General features: G+C 67.9%; 15 protein-coding genes. 10 read left to right on the plus strand and 5 right to left on the minus strand.

Going from position 1 to position 16452, the window contains the following annotated elements:
* Positions 1-638 precede the first annotated feature (638 nt).
* Positions 639-875 (plus strand): hypothetical protein, encoded by a 237-nt coding sequence (locus QEZ54_RS08960; protein ID WP_281304037.1) that lies wholly within the window; start codon positions 639-641, stop codon positions 873-875.
* Between the two features lie 2640 nt (positions 876-3515).
* On the opposite strand, the gene QEZ54_RS08965 is transcribed toward QEZ54_RS08960, so the two are convergent.
* From QEZ54_RS08965 to QEZ54_RS08980, 4 genes are all read right to left on the minus strand, one after another.
* The gene (locus QEZ54_RS08965) at positions 3516-3917 is read right to left on the minus strand and encodes a hypothetical protein (protein ID WP_281304038.1); all 402 of its coding nucleotides are present in this window, start codon (positions 3915-3917) and stop codon (positions 3516-3518) included.
* A gap of 29 nt (positions 3918-3946) precedes the next feature.
* Entirely contained in the window at positions 3947-4465 is a 519-nt protein-coding gene (locus tag QEZ54_RS08970) for a transposase (protein ID WP_281304039.1), read from the minus strand.
* A 780-nt stretch (positions 4466-5245) separates the two neighbouring features.
* Positions 5246-5920 (minus strand): hypothetical protein, encoded by a 675-nt coding sequence (locus QEZ54_RS08975; RefSeq protein WP_281304040.1) that lies wholly within the window; start codon positions 5918-5920, stop codon positions 5246-5248.
* Between the two features lie 39 nt (positions 5921-5959).
* Positions 5960-7699: a CocE/NonD family hydrolase gene (locus QEZ54_RS08980; RefSeq protein ID WP_281304041.1), complete on the minus strand. Its 1740-nt coding sequence runs from the start codon at positions 7697-7699 to the stop codon at positions 5960-5962.
* 134 nt (positions 7700-7833) lie between these two features.
* Between QEZ54_RS08980 and QEZ54_RS08985 the strand changes: the two genes are divergently transcribed.
* Positions 7834-8457, plus strand: coding sequence for a TetR family transcriptional regulator (locus QEZ54_RS08985; RefSeq protein ID WP_281304042.1), 624 nt, complete (start codon positions 7834-7836; stop codon positions 8455-8457).
* A gap of 120 nt (positions 8458-8577) precedes the next feature.
* On the opposite strand, the gene QEZ54_RS08990 is transcribed toward QEZ54_RS08985, so the two are convergent.
* A complete protein-coding gene (locus QEZ54_RS08990; protein WP_281304043.1) occupies positions 8578-9114 on the minus strand; it encodes an alpha/beta hydrolase in 537 nt (178 codons plus the stop codon).
* A gap of 597 nt (positions 9115-9711) precedes the next feature.
* Here QEZ54_RS08990 and QEZ54_RS08995 point away from each other — a divergent pair.
* From QEZ54_RS08995 to QEZ54_RS09030, 8 genes are all read left to right on the plus strand, one after another.
* Positions 9712-11178, plus strand: coding sequence for a S1 family peptidase (locus QEZ54_RS08995; RefSeq protein WP_281304044.1), 1467 nt, complete (start codon positions 9712-9714; stop codon positions 11176-11178).
* Between the two features lie 365 nt (positions 11179-11543).
* Complete coding sequence (locus tag QEZ54_RS09000; protein WP_281304045.1) at positions 11544-11999, plus strand: GNAT family N-acetyltransferase; 456 nt, start codon at positions 11544-11546, stop codon at positions 11997-11999.
* 16 nt (positions 12000-12015) lie between these two features.
* Positions 12016-12372, plus strand: coding sequence for an NIPSNAP family protein (locus QEZ54_RS09005; protein WP_281304046.1), 357 nt, complete (start codon positions 12016-12018; stop codon positions 12370-12372).
* Between the two features lie 110 nt (positions 12373-12482).
* Positions 12483-13031: a hypothetical protein gene (locus QEZ54_RS09010; RefSeq protein ID WP_281304047.1), complete on the plus strand. Its 549-nt coding sequence runs from the start codon at positions 12483-12485 to the stop codon at positions 13029-13031.
* Between the two features lie 4 nt (positions 13032-13035).
* Positions 13036-13440 carry a hypothetical protein gene (locus QEZ54_RS09015; protein ID WP_281304048.1) on the plus strand — a complete coding sequence of 135 codons (405 nt, stop codon included), beginning with the start codon at positions 13036-13038 and terminating at the stop codon, positions 13438-13440.
* 443 nt (positions 13441-13883) lie between these two features.
* Positions 13884-14318 carry a hypothetical protein gene (locus QEZ54_RS09020; protein WP_281304049.1) on the plus strand — a complete coding sequence of 145 codons (435 nt, stop codon included), beginning with the start codon at positions 13884-13886 and terminating at the stop codon, positions 14316-14318.
* A gap of 157 nt (positions 14319-14475) precedes the next feature.
* On the plus strand, positions 14476-14913 hold the full coding sequence (locus QEZ54_RS09025) for a MarR family transcriptional regulator (protein ID WP_281304050.1): 438 nt from the start codon (positions 14476-14478) through the stop codon (positions 14911-14913).
* A gap of 96 nt (positions 14914-15009) precedes the next feature.
* Positions 15010-16446 carry an MATE family efflux transporter gene (locus QEZ54_RS09030; protein ID WP_281304051.1) on the plus strand — a complete coding sequence of 479 codons (1437 nt, stop codon included), beginning with the start codon at positions 15010-15012 and terminating at the stop codon, positions 16444-16446.
* Positions 16447-16452 lie beyond the last annotated feature (6 nt).

The raw sequence follows: 16452 nt of genomic DNA on the forward strand, positions 1-16452 counted from the left end.
CAGCGTGCCGCCGATGACCGTAACGCTGTTGCGTGTCCGGACAAGGACGTGACCAAGCGATCACCCTCTATGAGGTTCGGTGCAGCGTCGCCTCAACTATGCGTCATCGGACGGCCAGGTGAAAGGGCCGTTTGTTCACACGAGGCGCGTCTAGGCTTGTCAGGCTGGCGTGAACGGCCGCCGTGCACAGATACGGCTCCGTGATGTTGCTCCCCGACCTGTACGTGTCACAGTGAGTGACGCTTCGGTAGGTCGTTGTTCACAACATATGCACGCCGACGGGCGCCGTCACGTGCCGCTGCTCGGCCAGTGACGTGAACAATGACGCTGCCGACGATCACATGCGCTGAGCGCATGTCGTTCACGCCTGGAAGTTGTTCGCACGGAGCTGATAGGCATCCTCCTGCGGCTTTTACGTCCTGCGGCCGACGCCGGTGTGGCTGGCAACCGGAATCGGTCACGTGGCGTCAGATGTGCACATCACCTGGCTTGCATCGAAACGGCACGGCCATCAGCATTCTGGGTGAGATCGCGCCAACCGGCTGCCACCGGGAAGCGGTAAACGATCTCGACAGTCCGGACAAGGACGGGGCCCCGTCTCAACCGCGGGACGGGGCCTTCACGACCGAAGAGGATAAATGTCGACCATCTCAACGACCGACCGCGGACGTTCGGTCACCCCGCCTCGCCTTAAGCAGGCACGTCGCAAGCCGCAACGCTGTATCGCCGGCGCTGCGCTCAAAGTGCGGCTGGCCGCACTGAGCATCGCGGTCTTGCTCGTTCTCGGCCTGGTCTACCTCGGCTGCGAACCTTACCTGGCTCTTGCCGGTGGGGTAGCACTGATGAGCGCGGCCTTCAAACTGACCAGCCGCTAGCGAGGCGCAGAGAACATGCCTCGGACTCTGGCTCCGCTGTCGCCAGAGCTGACCGGGCCGGTCGTGGATCTCGCGCGCACACTGCGCGAGATCCACGACGACGCCGGTCGGCCGGGCGTCCGGACGATAGCGCACCTGGGACACTGCAGCCCTTCTGCGGTGTCAGCCACTATGAACGGCCGCAAGCTGCCCACTTGGCAGGCATGCGAATCGTTCCTGCGCGGCTGCGGCCGCCTCACCGAACCCCACATCAGCAGGGTGCAGGAAGCACATCGCAAGGCCTGCGCGTTCCAGCCGTCTCACAGCAGCGGCAAACGGGCTCCCGAGCCGCGGATACGGCCGGCACTTCCGCCCCCGCCCCGTCCCCACGACATCAATACGCTCGCCGACCTGCAACGCGCCCTGTGCGTCCTGCACATACGGACCGGTGGCCCCTCTCGTCGTGCGATGCAGCGCAAAGCCGAAAGCCTGTATCTCAAGCTGCCTGCCAGCACCATCGGCGACATGGTCAGCTGGCAACGGCCCCATCTGCCCCACTGGAACTCGGTGGGTCTGTTCCTGGTGGTGTGCCAGGTATCCGATGACGAGTACCTCCACTGGGAACAGGCCTACCAGCGAGTAGCCATAGCGACCGCCGCGCAACGCCGCATCCCGAAGCCACGGGTATCACTGGAACCGCCACCCGAGGACGGTGCCGGCAGCTACCTGTGGAACGGTCCGGTACTGCCCCGCAGAGCGGTCAACCCCAACTGGCCATGGCGGCGCCCCGTCACACAGCAGCCGTTCGACGCCTGGCTCCCCACCCAAGCCCGCAGAGACACCCCGGCTACAACGCAAGGCCACCTCCCAGGTGCAGTCGACACCCAGAGCCGCCACGGCCGGAGCACAGATATACGCCGCCTACTCGACGCCAGAACCCTCAACCGGCTCGCCACAGGACTGCGCGGCCACCACGCAATGATCACCTACCGGCGTCCCTCGGCCGTCCACGACGCAGCCGACCAGCTGGTGCCCGATCAGACAGCCATCCTTCTCCCGGACCCGCCAACCTCCTCCGCGCAGCCACAACCCACACAAGCTCCTACTCCTGCCCCACCGCGGCCCGCGCCAGCCACGGCAGCCTCGTCACCACCGGCTGCGACAGACGCCACGCTGCTGCTACCGATCGTCGCCTGGCTGCCATCAATAAACGTGCCAGCGCTCGGCGTCGTTCCGCTCATCGAAACCTGGCGGGCCCGAAGCCGTCCTGCGCCGACCCCTGCCGTCGATGACACCGTCCAGTTGGCGGCGATGATGCGACGACCCGCAACAACCGGCGGCGTACCTTTCCCCTCAACACACCAGCCTGCGCCCACCGAACAGGCGACGCTCCACATCCTGTCCTCCCATGCGCCGTCACCCTCCTCTGCCGGATACCGCTATCCGTGGCCCTTCCTCCCCCACGACACCCGATCGCCTGACCTGCCACACAGCCTCTCCACCTCCGCGGAGGTCACGCCCTCCTCAACAGCTCCCGCCAGCCCGACCCGCCATCACACCCCAAGCCCCACGACCGCAGCCCGACATGAGCACCGCCAACAGCTGCGTATGGGCAGTCGATGGACCTACCGGGGCAGACACCAAGCCCGCCGCACCAACACAGTCGCCCCGTCACGGCGTGCTCCGCAGACCAGCCGACCGACGCCCGCCGCGACACACCCCGAAGACCGAGACTGGACTGGACTGAACCGCACAGGCCTCACCCCCAGATCCACCCTCGCCCTGCTGGCCACCATCTGCGCACTGGTCGCGACAGCATGGACCACGCCCGCTCTACTCCTGGCGACTGACAACACAACCTCCCAGACAGCCAACACCCGCCCTCCGAGGTCAGCTCCTGCGCACAACCGCCCCGTGGCCGTATGGGTGTCGGCACCCATACGGCAGAACTACATACGCACACCGCCGGTCAGGCAGGCCAGCCCGTCAACGACCGAACAGCGCCTCCACAACATGCAGGCAACCACGGTCATGACAGCAGCCCTGCTCGCTCTGCTTGCACTGCTCGTGACCGTCCATGTACTCGCCAACGAGGATGTCGGCTCTTGGACGGGTCGGCTCAGACGCCGCCGGACCGCACCGGCACCAGCCAGCGACCCGGCAGCGGCCACACCCGGCGGCGACTGGCGGGGCCTGGCTAACAGATCAGGCAAGCAACGATATGTATTCTCCGACGCGCTCGAAAGGTCCAGGACCATCACAGGCGGGCGCCCAACAGCGTCGACGGCAAGCCATCCGCCCAGGTTACGGTCAAATCCTCACGGGCCTCCTTCTGGCCGACGAACGCGTCCGCCGCGACTCCGTTCTATCTCGCGAATCATGAAGTGGGTTCGTTAGACGGGCATGGCCTGTGGAGACCTGAGTAAACGCCGAGGTGGGCTGTGCTGGCACCGTTGCTGCCGGCGCAGCCCCCTCGTGGCGGTCAGTGGCGTGACCACAGGCAGGTCGGCAATGCGATCTGCCGGATCAAGCGCACCGGGTCGCCGTGACGTGACCTGCCCGAACGGTACGGGCCGTGGAAGACCGCGCATCAGTGAATGTTTGAGAAGTCCTGCAGCAGTGAACGTCAGGGCGAAGCGAACCGCCCATGAGTGGTGCCGGTCAGATTTCTCGGCGGTCGGATCGTGACAGCACGCCCGTGACGCTGTAGGGGGATGGTTCTCGCTTGGTCCGTGGCAGCGGGACCTCGGTCAGTTTGCCGTCATAGATCATCCAGAGGCCGAAACAGTCGTCCTCCTCGTCGCGAACGAGGACTTGGACGGAGTGCGGATGGGGCCACGGCAGCGACTCGAGGCGAGATAGCAGTCCATGCCAGTTGAGGCGTTGGAACTGGATCACCCAGGCATAGCACTGGGTCGAGCCGAAGTTTGTGCCGTAGAACTGGTTCTCATCGACTCGCGTGAAGCGCTGATGCCATTCGCGTTGCTCGTCGGCGTGAGTCAGTGCCTCCATCACCTCCTCGGCGTCTTTGGCGAGAACGATGACTTCGGCGAATCTGCTCACCAGCGCATTGTCGTCAGGGTGGCGGCCGATCACCAGCGGGTTTCACTGCTGGGGTAGCAGTCCGTTGATGGTTGGCAAGTCCACGCTCGCTGGCGCGTGGCGGGCCTGCCGCGCGTCAGGCGGCGGACCGTACCGCTGATCGCGGCCCAGCGGATCATCGCTTCGGCGGTAGCGGGGTGGCGTTCGTATTCGCGGGCGACCCTGCGGTGGGCGGTCAGCCAGGCGAGAGACCTCTCGACGAACCACCTGCGGGCGATCACGGCGAACCCTTTCTGACCAGGTGCTTTACGCACGATATGCAGGGTGGTGCGCAGGATGCGCTGGCACCACTCGACCAGAAGGCCGGCGAACCCGGCGTCGGCGTAGACGAACCGCACAGGGGTGAACAGGTACACGGACAGCAGGGTGGTCTTGGCTCCGTCGCAGTCCTGGACCGAGGCCGCCATCACGCACACGACCAGGAACAGGCCGAGTGTGTCGGTGACGATGAACCGCTTGCGTCCGTTGACCTTCTTGTTCGCGTCGTAGCCCCTGGTCTGGCGCGGCACGGCGTCGGCGCCTTTGACGATTTGAGTCGATGACTCCAGCCGAGGGCTCCTCCCGGCGGCCCTGTGCAGCACGGATGCGCCGGCGCAGCGCGGCCATGATCTGCTCGGTGAGCTTGGCTTCCTCCGACCGCACGAAGTACCAATAGACGTTCTGCCAGGGTGGGAAGTCGGACGGCAACTGCCGCCACGAGCACCCTGCCCCGACCGCATGCAAGATCGCGTCCACGATGTCGCGGCGTGAGCGCTTCTCCGGATGCCCACCAGTCTTCCACTGCGGCAGCAGCGGCTCCATCACCGCCCACCGGGCATTGGTCAGGTCCGACGGGTAGCGGCGGGAGCGCGGCCCTGGACCACTATGGACGAGCTCTCGCACATCGAACAACCGGCCTATCCAAGATCAAGAAACGACTTCTCAAACACTCACTCAGCGATTCCGGCGCTGGGCCGCGGCCGGCTCACCGCCGGTCCCGCGAACGAGATTCTGGCCATCGACTCGAAGAGTCTGCTCACCAGCGACACACGGCGGCTGAATCCCGACCGGACGTGGGATCTTCCGGACGTCGCTCACATCGGCGACTTCCGCCCACCGGTACGACCCGATCCTGATGGAGGGTGTCGCCCACAGCCCACCGCCGGCAGGACCTTGTCGTGCCCTACCTGGTCAACGGGCCGAGTTTCGGGTCGTCGGCTATGGAGGGGCGGCGTTGGCTTGGTCACGATCACCGGAGGCAGCCGCGGTGAGAACCCGGCCACACCACCAGCACGTCACGCAGGCGTTGCCTACTCAGCAGCGGCCAGCAGGATCCAGGTGCGGAACTCCACCGCGAAATGCTCCAGGTGCTGCTCCACCAGCCCTTCGCAGGTGCTCGGCAGGGTGACCGACAGTTGCGCGGTGAGCCCGTCGGCCTCGTCGCTGAACGCCGTGGAGACGGAGCCGACGACCGTCCCATCTTCCAGCACGATGTGGGATCTGCGGACGTTGCCGGATCCAGCCGCAGGCAGGGACGCCCCGGCGGGGTCGACCGTGCTCGCGCCCCACGGGCGCATGAAGAACGAGCAGACGTAGTCGCCCAGGGTCTCGACGATGTTGACGTCGCGGCCGGGGGCGTGATGGATCGAGTAGTGCTCGGGGTGTCCCGCGAGCAGGACGTCCTCGCGGCCGAACGCACGCGACAACCAGCCGGTGAACTGGGTCGCGGTGACGCCGTGAACGCGCAGCACGATGGTCCCGGTCGTCTCCTGGCCGGCGGCGCGCTGGACCTGCGCGCGCAGGAAGGCGTTGCCTATCTCGATCTCCTCGTCGAGCAGTCCCAGCAACCGTTCGCGGCCTAGCTTTCGCTTCAGCAGGCCGAGGGCTCGCCGTGCGGAGAACAGCTCGAATCCGTCGATGGTGCCGTCGTGGTCCTCGCCGTCCGGGCGGACCCAGCGCGCTGGTGCCTGCGTCGTGTCAGTCATGTCCTGCTGCTTCCTCGTCGTGGTCGTGTCGTGCGGCGGTCAGCGGGTCAGTACCGGCAGCTGCAGGTAGGACGGGGTCGATCCGCCTGTGTGGATGACGTGCCGGCCGCTGTTGGCGCCGACGTACTCCCGGATGCCGGGCATCATGGTGCCGAGCAGGTTGCGGGCGCTGATGACGAACCGCAGCTGCTCGCCGGGGTTGAACCTCAGGCCGATGGGCAGCAGGTCGATCTCGATGTCGACGATCTGGCCCGCGGACAGCTTCTCGACGCGGTCGAAGGTGTGCGCCGGGACGTCCGGGGTCGACAGGGCCGCGTCGAGGTGCCGGGCGGAGACGCGCAGCCGGCCGTCGGAGCCCTTGTACTTCAGGATGGTCGCGCCGTGGTCGGTCAGGTCATGGGCCATCGCGCTCTGGTTGGGCACGGTGAAGGCGGCCAGCGGCGTACCGTGCGCGTCGAGTTTCTGCAGCAGCACGAACAGGTCCATGTCGTCGGCGTCGTGCGCCTGTACCCACAGGTGTGCCTTGGGGTAGCCGACCAGCACGGTCTCGACGTCGAACCGGGTGATGAAGGAGACCGCGTTCGGGTTGGCGTCCACGGCGTACCCCGCTTCGGCCTCCGCTGCCGGGGCTGCCGTGGTCAGTGAGCGGGATCGGGCGTCGAGGTGAAACCGCTGCGAGGTGGCGTCGTTGGGCGGGAACGTGTCGGCGGGGACGTCGACCTGGTCGCCGCCGTGCAGGTCGAGGATGGAGTACCGGACACGCGGGGTCTGCTCCCAGCCGTTGTCGACCTCCTTGAGGTAGTGGTCGAAGAAGCGGCGCAGGTCCTCCACGTTCGCCGCGTCGTAGTAGTCGGGCCACTCCTGGCCGTTGTGGATGCGCAGCCACTTGTCGGGCGAGGCGATGCGCCGCCAGGCGCGGAAGGTGCCGGCGGTGTGCAGGGTGTTGGAGTAGCTGGCCACCACGTAGGCGGGCACGGTGATCCGGTCGAAGTCCGGGATCTTGTCGGCCCACAGGTCGTTCATGAGCGGGTAGCGGTCGACCTCGGCGAGGATGTCCTCCTTGCGGTTGCGGCCGAAGAAGCTCCCGTCCTGCAGCTGCCGGGCGAAGCCGGTGTCGGGCATCCCGCCGCGCATGACGAGGTCGCGGTAGACGTCGCTGACGCCCTCCCACGGGTTGATCGCCGCCAGGTGCGGCGGCTGCTCGGCGGCAGTGAACCACTGCGCGACCGCGAGGTACGACGTGCCGCTCATGGCGACCTTGCCGGTGCACCACGGCTGGACGGCCAGCCACTCGACCAGGTCGTAGCAGTCCCGCCCCTCCTGCCGGTCCCACAGCACGCTGTCGCCCTCGGAGTCGGCGACTCCGCGCACGTCGGGGTTGCAGACCGCGTACCCCTGCGCGCACCAGTAGGCCGGGTCGGGCGCCTCGAACTTCGCCAGCCCGGAGACGGTCTGGTTGCTCAACCCGACCAGGCCGAACACGCCCATGACACTGGCCGAGGTGCCCTGGCCCTTGCCGTACGGGCTCCAGGCCACGATCACCGGCACCTGCTCATCGCCTGTGGGCCGGAACACGTCGACGTAGATCGTCACACCGTCGCGCAGCGTTACTGCGACGTCCTTGTCCAGCACGATGTCGACCGGCAGGGTCCGGAACTGCGGGGCGATCCGGAAGCCGGCCTCCAGCGTCCGGGTGCCGGGCTCGAAGGGGGTCAGCGTCCCGGTGCGGGCGGCGGGCAGCGGTCCGGAGGGGGTGTAGATCGTCAGGTCGCTGCTCATCGCGGACTCCTTCTGGCTGGCCCAGTGGGCTCGGCGTCGTCGTGGGTGGTGGCCCCGACCGCTCTATATAAACACGTGTTGAGAAAAAATATAAACACCTGTTGAGAAAATGTTCGGTGAGTAACATCTGGCTGGTGACCGAGCCGCAGGAACCGACGCCCAAAGCCCGGCGAGGACGCCGTTCGGGATCCGCCAGCACCCGCCAGGCGGTGCTCGACGCGGCTCGGCTGCGCTTCGCCACCGACGGCTTCGCCGCGACCACGATCCGGCGCGTCGCCGCCGACGCGGGAGTCGACGCCTCCCAGGTCATGCAGTTCTTCGGCAACAAGGACGAGCTGTTCGCCGCGGTCAGGGCCATCCCCGCATCGGCCGTCCGACGGTTCGACACCGCCTTCGAAGGGCCCGACGAGCACCTCGGCGAGCGGGTGGTCCGGGCCTACCTGGCCGCGTGGGAGGGGGCCGCAGAGGAGTCCGAGCCGCTGATGGCGATGCTGCGCGGCGCGATCGTCAACGAGGACGCCAGCGCCCAGCTGCGTGACTTCATCCAGTCCCGGCTGCGGCACGGCGCCGGCGGCCGCACCGGCGCCGACGAGCAGGACGCGATGCTGCGCGTCGGGCTCGCCGCGGCGATGCTGGTCGGCATCATCACCAGCAGGCGCGTCATAGGCGTCCCCGTGCTCACCGCAGCCGACACCGAACAGATCGTGGCCGCCGTGGCACCAGCCATCCAGCACGTCCTCGTCGGTCGCCACCCATAGCCTGAGGTGACGTCGCTGCCGGTGCGCGGTGAGGCAGTCGAAGGCGAGATCGACCGGTTCCGCACGCCAGGCCGACCCGGCTGCCCGCTCAGCAGGGTCGTCGTGGGGTTCCCGCGTCGATCAGTCGATGAGCCGGTCGAGCAGTTCGAAGGTGTCGTACTGCTGGTTGTAGTCGCCGAAGTGGCCGTCGTCGCGAATGATCTGCGTCCCGCCGAGTCGTTCGAACATGATGCGGCCCTGCGCGGCGTCGCAACCGTACGGATCCTGGGTGGAGTTGATGAAGTAGATGTCGCGGACGTGGGATCTGATCGCGGCCCAGTCATAGGAGGCTTGCAGGACCGGCTCGTCGGAGGCGTTGGGCGGTGTCGAGTAGCCCGCCACGAGGATCGCCTGCGCGACCGTCACCTGGAGGTTCTCCAGCAGGGCCAGCAGGAAAGCCGCTCCCCCGGAGTGCCCGACCAGCACCGTACGCTCATCGAAGTGGTGACCGGACAGCACCTTCGGCAGCAGGGTCGCGACCGGCTCGGCGTTCATGCCCGGGTAGTGCGGGATCTCCACGGCGTACCCCCGCTGGGCGAGACGCTCGCCCAGCCAAGGGAACCACAGGATCTCAGGGTTCCCACCGGTTCCATGGAAGATGATCACGTTTGACCGCATGCCCGTGGATGCTACCGCCACTCGTCTGGCATACGCGGTAAGCGGTCGCGGCCTCCTGCGGCTCGTCCACGCTGACGGCCAGGATCCGCCCCACCAAGCTGCACCTGGCCTGCGAACAGACGCAGAAGCCGCTGTCGATGTCGGTCAACGCCAGGCTGGCCGGTGACAGCCCCAGTTCGCGGCCATGCCTGCCGCCATCGGCGCTGATCCCAGCGCGCAACGCGAGCAGGACGCCCTCTACACCGGCCCGATCCGGGTCCGAGTCAGCCCGTCCGTACCGACATTCAGCCTTAGATCGCCTCAACGCACAGCACGCTGCGTGGGCCCAACACGCCAGCCGACCACTTCGGCGAGACCGTTCGCGCCGGTACCCGTCGGACAACGCCAGCACCGAGTGGCAGATCATGGCCCGGTTCGTACCCGCGGCGGCAACGGCCGCGTCCGATTCGACATACCGGACTCCGGCGATCGGGCCACGCCTCATCCCACGATGGCGTTACATCTAAGAAATCAAGTATATCGATGATTGTTCTAGAATGCGGGAGACCGCCGTGCTCCCGTCCCGGGGCACGGCTCCGTCAACCGCCAGGAGATCCGATGCGCCGACCGAGGCGATCCCCCACTCTCATCCTGACCGCTCTCGCGTTACTTACGTCGTCGGCCACGGCCGAGGCCACGGCGGCCGCCGCGCCGCGCCCCGCCGCGCCGCCGGCTGCCACCGCCCCGGCGACGATGTTCGAGGCGGTGCAGCGCGACCTCGGCCTCACTGCCGAGCAGGCCCGCGACCGGCTGGCCGTCGACGGGCGCGCCCGCGAGGTCGACGCCGCGCTGCGCGCCCGGCTCGGGGCCGCGTACGCCGGAAGCTGGCTGCCCGACGGCGCCGACCGGCTGACCGTGGCGATCAGCGACGCCCGCCAGTCCTCGGCCGTGACCGACGCGGGCGCGACCCCGGTCGTGGTACGCCACAGCGCCGCCACCCTCGCCTCGGCCCACTCCCGGCTCGATCGCGCCCGGGCCGGCCTGCCCGCCTCCGTCACCAGCTGGTATGTCGACGCGATGCGCAACCGGGTGGTGGTGACCGCGACGGACACCACCGCCGCCGCGCGCTTCGTGGCCGCGGGTGGTGTCGACCCCGCCCTCGTCGAGGTGCGCCACGCCACCGCGCGGCCGCGCAAGATGATCGACATTCGCGGTGGTGAGGGCTTCTGGACCGCGCTGCACGGCTGCTCCATCGGGTTCGCCGTGAACCGGGGCTACATCACCGCCGGCCACTGCGACCCCGCCGGCACCTGGACGATCCACGCCAACGGCGTCAGCCTCGGCGCGATCCAGGCCGCGACGTTCGACACCAACGGCGACTACGCGTGGGTGGCGACCACCTCGGACTGGACGCCGCAGCCACTGGTCACCCAATGGAACGGCACCGACGTGACCGTGGCCGGCGCGATGGTCGCCCCGATCCGGACGCTGGTCTGCCGCTCAGGCGCCACGACCGGCTGGCACTGCGGCCTGATCGACGCGTTCAACGTCACCGTGAACTACTCGACGGGCGAGACGATCGGCGGCCTGACCCGCACCACCGCCTGCGCCGACCACGGCGACTCGGGCGGCCCGTTCCTGGCCGGCCCACACGCCCAAGGTGTGCTGTCGGGCGGCTCTGGTGACTGCGTCAGCGGCGGCGACAGCTACTTCCAGCCCGTCGGCGAGATCCTCTCCGCGTACGGGCTGGAGCTGACGGTGAACCCGCCGCAGGCCTGCGGCACGTACCCGAACGTGCAGACCGGGTCGATCCCGCGCATGAACGCCTCGGCGTTCGAGCCGGACCCCGACGGCGCCGGGTTCCAGGCCTCCGCCGGCACCCACCGCGCCTGCCTGACCAGCGGCGGCGCCCTGCGCCTGGAGTTGCAGTACTTCAGCCTCAAGCAGTGGCGCACCGTCGCCACCTCCGACGCCCCGTTCGGCGACGAGCACATCACCTACAGCGGCGCGGCGGGCAAGTACCGCTACCGGATCGTCGGCGACACCGGCGGCGCCGGCTACACCCTCGGCTACAGCCGGCCTTGACCGTCGCGGGGGCGGTCCACGACCGCCCCCGCACCTGCGGCAAAAGGATGGCACTTGCGGCGAGGGTAACGCCCGAGCCGGCACCCACCCCACAACGATGACCCTGACCATCGACTGCCGTCACGATGCTTCGCCTCGCTGAACAGCGGCATGAAGCAGCACCGCTCGGCTCTCTCCCCCGCCGGTGACGGCAGGGCAGCTCGCTGCCGGAGCACCTGCCCCGGATTGGCGCGATCTTGTCGAGCAACGGCGTTCACATCACTTGCCCCTTCCGCGCTCAGCCGCCAAGCTGCTCTCATGCAAGAAATGATCGTTCCGGTACAAGCGCAGGGCTGTGCCGGCCTCGCGCCGGTCGCGGTCATGCCATGACGATCCGGCCCGCACGCCCCGAGGACCTGCCCGCGCTGGCGGCGTTGTGCGCGGCGCACGCGGCGTACGAACGTGCGCCGGCCGTGCCCGTCGACCTCGCGGCGCGACTGTCCATGGCGCTGTTCGCCGAGCCGGCGCGGCTGTGGTGCCTGGTCGCCGTCGATGACGACGGCCAGAACCTGATCGGGTACGCGACGCTGACCGTGGACTTCGCGACCTGGCGCGGGCGCTCCTTCGGCCACCTCGATTGCCTCTACGTCGCGTCGGCACGCCGCGGCAGCGGCGTGGGCAGGCGACTGTTCACCGAGGTCGCCCGGCTGGCCCGAGTGAAAGGAGTCGACGAGCTGCAATGGCAGACGCCGTCCTGGAACACCGACGCCATCCGGTTCTACCAGCGTGTCGGCGCGACGTCATCGACGAAACTTCGCTATACCCTCGACCTGGCGACCTGACGCGGGGCCCTGCGCTGTGTCGACCAGACAAGATCAGGGCATCGACTTTCTCGACCCGGGAGCAACCACATTGATCACCGTACATCTGCGCTACGAGATCGACCCGGACAGGATCGCCGACTTCGAGGAGTACGGGCGACGCTGGATTCGCCTGGTCAACCGCTTCGGTGGGGATCACCACGGATACTTCCTGCCCAGCGAAGGTGACAGCGACATCGCGTACGCCCTATTCACCTTTCCCAGCTTCGCACGGTACGAGCAGTACCGGGCCGACAGCATGACCGACCCCGAATGCCAGGAGGCGTTCGAACTCGCCCGCGTCACCGGGTGCATCAAGCGCTACGAGCGCCGGTTTCTCCGACCACTGAGCTGACCGACCACCAGGTCCGCCGCCGGTGGACACCCGCTCAACTGCGCCCCGAGGCCGGCGGCAGGGCCTGAGCCGGTGTGGCCCCGCCCCCCAAGGGCGTGAGGCACACCGCGATGATCGACAATCTCGCCGACACTACGACAGCGCACGGCCGCCAGCCGCAGCCACCCGGCCATCGTGATCGGACGGACACCACCGGCGCACGCCATGCCCACCGCTGCAACCTGAGAAGCAGCCGCAACGAAGAATCCAAGCCCCGCAACGCCACGCACCGGTCGAGCCGATCCCTAGCCGCAGCGACCGGCCTGTCGCAGACAACGGTGTCGCGGATCTGGCACACGTTCGGGCTGCGGCCCTGGCGGGCCGAGACGCTCAAGCCATCGACCGACCCGATGGCGGTCGACATGGTCCGTGACGTCGTCGGCCTCTACCTGAACCCACCCGATCGGGCTCTGATCCCGTGCGCAAGAGCCCGCAGGCGGATTGGTGTTGCGGTTGACGTAACGCTCGGACTGGCGACCGAGCCGTCGTTCGAGTTCGTAGGTGTCGCTGCTGGCGGCCTCGGTGACAGGCAGCGGTCGAAGCCGATCAACGTGATGCCGAACCCACCTGGGCTGGCCTTGGAAGTCAGCGAAGTTGTATTCGGCCTTATGGTGAGTTAGTCTCATGTGGACCGAATTCATCGGTAAGGGGGAATTTATGAGTACTACCGCGCGCTCGAAGACACGTATGCTCGCCGCGGTCGCGGTGGGAGTGTTGGCCAGCACGTTCATCGTGGCGCCCGCATTCGCGAACTCCGTCAGCTGTACCGTCAGTGGTCCGATCTCGGGATCGTGCGAAACCGAGTACATTCCGTCGAACGGGTCCGGGCACTACATCAACTACAGTGTCTGTACGCCGTTCCAGGGTGGCGAATCATTCAAGATCCGCGACTACTACAACGGGAATGTCGTCAAGTCGGGCAGCGTGTCGTATTTCGGGTGCACCAGCGGGAGGGTGAACGGCCTCTACGCCATGTACCGCCTGGAAATCGAGGGCACCCCTTACGGATCAGGCAGCATCAGCGACTGATCCGCCGGCACGTACCTTCTCCGCACGCGGGGGTGGGCGCAGCCCCACCCCCGCGTGGGATGTCTCGCGAACGCAGCAGCGCCCGGGTGGCTCGCGAGAAGTACGCCTTGTCGCCGGACAGGGAGTCCGGGTGCTCGCATGGTCGACCGGACGCGGAACCCGACGAACCAGGCCCGTTCGATCTCGTTCCCGCTGACTGCTGACGCGACGTTGCCCGGGCACTCGGTACCGGCGAGCGGCGACTTGTCCACCGAGTGGAGGTCGCCGAGGCTTACCGCCCGCATCGCCCCGTTGCGAACCTCAAGAGCCCGGTCGACGTCCGACGGATCGGTGATGGAACTCGATTCGCCGCCATCCGTTCGCCGCCCTGATGGGGTCAGCTCAAGAACGACGGTGCGATCCGCGTACCCTTCCGGGTTGCGCACCGGCCCTACGCTGCGGACGTGAGCGAGAGGCCACCGCGCAGGCGTCTCCCGTGGCTGGCCGCGGCGATGATCCTGACCGTCTGCCTCGGTGTTCCCACCTACCTTACGTACTCGTTCTTCGCCGACCAGCAGACCGTGAAGGAACTGCCGGGACCGGCCTCCGCGTATCTCGACGCCTTGATCGCCGGTGACCGGGCCAAGGGCTACGAGCTGCTGTGCCAGCGTCGCCGAGAGCGGGTGTCGTTCGAGAACTGGCGCGCCGAGCGCGGCATGGAGCCGCACCTGGTCGGATACCGCCTGCTCCAAGGCCACGTCTACCGCGACACCGAGAACGGAGTCGGGTACGGCATCGACGTCGAGCTGCACTACTCCGACGGGCACCGGGAGCAGATCACGCTGCCAATGACCGAGGAGAAGGCGGGCTGGCGGATCTGCACCGACCACGCGTACTGAGCGCGGTTGGAACCCCGCCGTCCCGGGCCGCGCCGAGCCGTCCAGCGCAGTAAACGAAGTTGCTTTCCTAAAGCAACTTTTGTCCGTTTTCCGCGCGTGGCAACCTCAAACGGTTAGAACTTTGACGGTTAGAGTTCTAACCGTTAGAGTTCTCATCATGGACGCGCCGAAGCTCACCACCACGCTCGAACTGCTCCGCTGGATCGGATGGGCGCAACGCAAAGCCGCCGAAGACTGGATCCGGGCCCGCGACCTCAGCCACGAGCAGAGCTTCGTCCTCGGCTACCTGGTTCAGAACCCCGGCGCCATCCAGCGCGACATCGCCCAGGTGAGCCGCACCAGCGCGGCGAGCGTCACCAGCCTGCTACAGGGGCTAGAACGCCGCGGCCTCATCGAACGCCGCACGGAAACCGGCAACGAGCGCAGCAAACAGGTCTTCGCGACACCCGCAGGCACGGAACTCATCGCCGGGTTCGAATCCGCGATGGCCGCCGCCGAGGACACGATCCTCGCCCCACTGGACCAGTCCGAGCGCGCCGCCCTGCACACCCTGCTGACAAAGATCACCGCGGAGCTGCCGCAACCCACCCGCTGACGACCGGGTAGACGCGGCCCACCGGCCCACACCGCACCCTCCGCGCCACGGCATCCGCCCGGCGCGCGCTCCACCCTGCCCGGAGAAGGAACCACCATGAGCACCGCCACCCTGCAACCCCCGACCACCGCCGACACCAACCGCTGGTACCTGTCCACCGCGCCGATCGTGCGCGCCCTCATACACCTCTGCGCGCCCATGGCCGCCGCCATGATCGTCGGAGCCGTCTACAACGTCATCAACGCCGGCTTCATCGGCTCGCTGCACGACACCTCGCTGCTCGCCGCGATCACCTTCGGCACACCACTGCTCGCCCTGGTCATGGCGGTCGGCGGCGTGTTCGGCGTCGGCGGCGGCGCGCTCGTCTCACGACTGCTCGGCGCGGCCGAGCACGACCCCGCCAAGGCCGGCCAGATCAGGCACGTCACCTCGTTCGCGTTCTGGGGATCGGCGATCGCCGGTGCCGTGCTCGGCGGCACCGGACTGCTCCTGCTCGGCCCGCTCGTGTCGACGCTCGGCGCGGACGCCGCCGCCCTGCACGCGACGAGGTCGTACGTCGCCGTCATGCTCGCTTTCGTACCCGTGCTCGCCGCGGCGTTCTGCCTCGAGCAGCTGGTACGGGCCGAAGGCGCCGCACGCCAGGTGATGATCGGACTCATCGCCTCCACGATCGCGAACATCGCCTTCGACGTCCTGTTCATCCTCGTCCTGCACTGGGGTGTCGCCGGCGCGGCACTGGCCACCGGCCTGGCGAACCTCGTCGTCATCGCCTACTTCGCCACCTGGCTGGCGCGGCACAGCGCGCACATGAGCCTCGCCCCACGCTCGTTCACGCTCTCCCCCACCGTGCTCAAGCCGGTCTTCGGCGTCGGGAGCGGCGAACTGCTCCAGTCCGCCTTCATGATCGTCACCACGCTGGTGCTCAACAACCTCGCCGCCGCCTACGGCGACGCCCCGCTCGCGGCCATGGGCGTCGCGGTCCGCATCGCGCAGGTGCCGGAGTTCCTGGTCATGGGCGTCACCCTCGGCGTGCTACCACTGCTGGCCTACGCGTACGGCAAGGGCGACCGCGACCGCCTCACCTCCGCCCTGCGCGCATCCGCGATCACGGTGGGCGGCATCACCCTGACCTTCTCGACGGCTGTGCTCGTCTTCCGCGAGCAGGTGTTCTCCGCGTTCTCCGCCGACCACTCGGTCCTCGCCATCGGCGTCGCCATCCTGACGGCGCAACTCGTCGCGATGATCGCGAACGGCTTCACCGGCCTGATCACCTCGCTGTTCCAGGCGACGGGCCGATCGGTGCCGGCGATGGTGATGTCGGTGACGCACGGCGTACTGTTCATTCCGGTCGTGATCCTCGGCAACCTCTGGTTCGGGCTGCCCGGCATCGTCTGGGCGCTGACCGTCACGGAGATCGCCGTGTTCGTCGCAGGCCTCGCCCTGTGGCTCGCCTCCCGGCGGGCCATCGCCCAGGGGCTGGCCGAGGGAAACCCGCAACGGGCCGACGAGATGCTCGAACAGGCCGGGGCCTGACCTCCA

Source organism: Catellatospora sp. KI3, assembly GCF_029948125.1.
Classification (GTDB): Bacteria; Actinomycetota; Actinomycetes; order Mycobacteriales; family Micromonosporaceae; genus Catellatospora.